Annotated in this window: 1 protein-coding gene and 1 pseudogene; one reads left to right on the top strand and one right to left on the bottom strand. The window is 72.3% G+C overall.

The genetic code is table 11. From position 1 onward, the window contains the following. Window positions 1–438 precede the first annotated feature (438 nt). Window positions 439–828: pseudogene (locus D7X55_RS45420) on the top strand (M23 family metallopeptidase); the annotation flags it as partial. Window positions 829–1,053: 225 nt separating this feature from the next. On the opposite strand, the gene D7X55_RS38210 reads toward D7X55_RS45420, so the two are convergent. Beyond that, window positions 1,054–2,691: GTPase (locus D7X55_RS38210; RefSeq protein ID WP_121725611.1), on the bottom strand; the 1,638-nt coding region annotated here is incomplete at its 5' end.

Raw genomic sequence — 2,691 nt, 5'->3', positions numbered from 1 at the left:
CTCCGCCTGCGTGCGGCGCGCTGGGGCCGCGGCCTGCGCCATCTTCCGGGGGGCGGACTTCGGGGGCATGCCGGAACCATAATCGGCCACTTAAAAAGTGACCAGTCACTTTCTGAAGGGGGCTTCCGGGGGTGGCTGATCGCGGACCTCCGGGCCTGCCCGTGAGGCGCCCGGGCGGGCGGGCGTCTGCCTTTACCTCGGGTCAGCTGACAGGGATTGGAGCGGATGAGGCTGGGAGGCCCAATGCCTGCCAACGGGACAGGCGAGGAGACAGGCGCTCCTGCGCTTTCGAGCCGTTTTCCCTCTGGAATGTGGTCAAGGGTCGCCCCCGTGAGACAGGGCAGGGCCCGGCTCGGCTGCTAGTGATCCGTTCGGGACTGAGCGAAAATGGCTGGGAAATAGCGCAAGGCCTTGCACCGGTTGTCCGCCCGCCCCGATATGAACTTCTCCGCTCTTCTCGTCGGCTCCCTCCTTGCTTCGGCTCCTGCTGTCCCCTCGCCCGCGAACATGCCTGAGGTAGGCGTGCCGTTCGCCTGTGGTCGCATCTATACGGTCAGCCAGGGTCATGAGACGGGCAGCCACCAGCACAACGACACGTTCGCGTGGGACTTCCGCATGCCGGAGGGCACGCCCATCGTGGCGGCGCATGACGGTGTCGTGCGCATGGCGCGCGGTGACAGCCGGCAGGGTGGTTGCGGCGAGCAGTTCGCGCCGCTGGCCAACTACGTCGTCATCTCGCACGGCGACGGGCTGGAGACGCAGTACCTGCACTTCAGCGCCGTGGTGGTGAAGGCCGGTGAGAAGGTGAAGGAGGGCCAGCTCATCGGCTTCTCCGGCGCCACGGGCTGGGCGTGCGGCGCGCACCTGCACTTCAAGGTCGCCAAGGAGCAGGGGTCCGGCTGGAACAACCCCTCCGTGCCCGCGCGCATCGCGGGCTACGGGGACCCGGTGCGTGAGACGCTGGTGTCCGCGCCGCTGTGCAAGGACTCCGCGCAGCCGATGATGGCCTCCAACGGCGGCGTCCACATGCCCGGCCAGGCCGTGATGTCCATGTCACCCGACAGCGCGAATCCGCTCCAGGATGCGTCGCGCGGCCTGCCGCCCGGTGCCAAGGCCATCATCGACGGTCTCTCCCAGCCTCCTGCCCAGGGCGGCGAGGGCCTCGACAAACCGGCTCCGGCCCGCTCTCCCCGCATGGCGAGCGGCTCCGACGAGACTCGCTGACGCGAGCAGCGCTCCGGCGCCCGCGAGCAGCCCGAAGAAGGCCCCCGCGTTGAGGAAGTACTCCAACGGCAACAGGGGGCCTTCGACGTATCCGCGCACCACGCGGTAGCCCACGTGCCCCAGCAATGCGAGCAGGGGCAGGTTGATGAGCGGCAGCACCAGCCACCGGGCCGTGCGCCACCAGCGGGCCACGGCCTCCGCGACGGCGGTGGAGGCCGTGTAGCGCCAGGCGCCCGCGCGGGCCACGCGCAGCTCCGCCAGCATCGCGTCCACGTCCGGCACGCCCAGCGCTTCCGCCTCCAGGCCCTGGGTGCGCGCCACGCTGCGCGCCTCCGCCAGGGCGGTGCGCGCGGCGGACTCCGCGAGGAAGTCGTCCTCGAAGGGCTCCACCACCGCCACCTCCGCGGCGCGTGCACGCGTGCGGTCCCTGACGGCATCCACCACGGTGGAGGCCGCCGCCACGGCGAGCCCCGCGGGCAGGCTGCGACGGCCCACCAGCGCAGCGGCGCCCATGCCGGACGCGCCCCACAATGACAGCCGCAGCCCCCACGCGGCGGGGCCCCAGAAGCGGCCCGCGGCCTGCCGGCGCACCTCCGATGCCAGGTGTCCGTGGGCCAGCGACAGCCGCGCGTCGAAGTCCGCCTGGAGCGACTCCGCCGCGCGCGCGAGCCCCGCGTCCAGCGCGGTGCGCGTCTTCGCGAGCAGTGCGTCCGTGTCGGTGAGCGCCGTCTGCACGGTGGAGGCGAACTCCTCCAGCGCGCCCAGTGCGTTGGTGTGGCGCACGCGCGCGGCGACGGCCTGGGTGGCCAGGCCCCGGAGGTGGAAGAGGAGCGGGCCGAACTCGCCGGAGACGTCCTGGCCGTCCTTCGCGGCGCGCGCGCTGATGGCGAAGACGGGCACGTCCTCCGCGGCCAGGCCGTAGTGCTGGGTGGCCACGCGGCGGACCTGGGACTTCAGCGCGTCGCGGGACTCGGCGGACAGCTCATCCGCGAAGTTGAGGATGAAGACGAGCGCGCGGCGGCGGGCGAACTCGGAGAGGAACTCCACCTGGGTGGCCTCCGCCACGCTGCCCCGGTGCATGACCACGAGCGCCACGTCCGCCTTGTCCAATGCCGCGCGCGCGACGTCGCGGTGCGCGGTGGCCACGCTGTTGAGGTCCGGCGTGTCGATGAAGACCTGGCCGCTCCACAGGCCCTGCGGCCCGGGCGTGTAGCGCACGACGCGCGCGCCGGTGCGGGCCAACTCGTCCGTGGCAGTGCCCTCCGGCGCGAAGAGGGTGGAGACGGTGCTGGTGGGGCGGTCCACGCCTTCACGGGAGAGGTTCTGGCCGGAGAGGGCGTTGAGCAGCGTGGACTTGCCCGCGCCGGTGGCGCCCACCAGCGCGACGACGAGCGGCGCGTCCCTGCGCGCCATGCCCCGCGCGTAGTCCTCCAGCAGGCGCTCCAGGCGCGGGCCATGGGCTGTCTC

Origin of the sequence: Corallococcus sp. AB049A (genome assembly GCF_003668885.1) — a bacterium.
GTDB classification, from domain to species: Bacteria; Myxococcota; Myxococcia; order Myxococcales; family Myxococcaceae; genus Corallococcus; species Corallococcus interemptor.
The sequence above is the reverse complement of the archived record's forward strand: the minus strand, read 5'-3'. Positions and strand labels throughout refer to the sequence as shown.